Source organism: Aliivibrio finisterrensis (genome assembly GCF_008933155.1).
Taxonomy (GTDB): Bacteria; Pseudomonadota; Gammaproteobacteria; order Enterobacterales; family Vibrionaceae; genus Aliivibrio; species Aliivibrio finisterrensis.
Genome location: NZ_WBVP01000117.1, coordinates 1 through 319, shown reverse-complemented (window position 1 = coordinate 319; position 319 = coordinate 1). Strand labels below are relative to the sequence as shown.

The 319-nt window shown below is 46.7% G+C and carries 1 pseudogene; it reads right to left on the bottom strand.

The features are described 5' to 3' along the window. Positions 1 to 319: pseudogene (locus tag F8B77_RS17790) on the bottom strand (hypothetical protein); the annotation flags it as partial.

Here is a 319-nt window from a genome sequence, read left to right as displayed (position 1 = left end):
ACCAGCCGCATTGATGCTAACGCCAACACCAAAATAATCATCGGTGGCGTAATTTGAGTTACGAAAGCTTTGCTCAAGCGCCCAGTTAGTACCGTTATGACGATACACATACACATAGCCGGTATTACCCTGATCAAACGCTCCCACCGCAATCACGTTACCATTGCTGGACACGGCGTTATACGCACCAAAATAACTTCCGCTACCGCCAGTAAACTGGTTCTGATAACTCCAACTGCCGTTAATAAATTGGTAAATACGAACGCGTCCCGCTGAACTGCTATAGGCGTCATCACCAATAACCAAGACATTACCATCG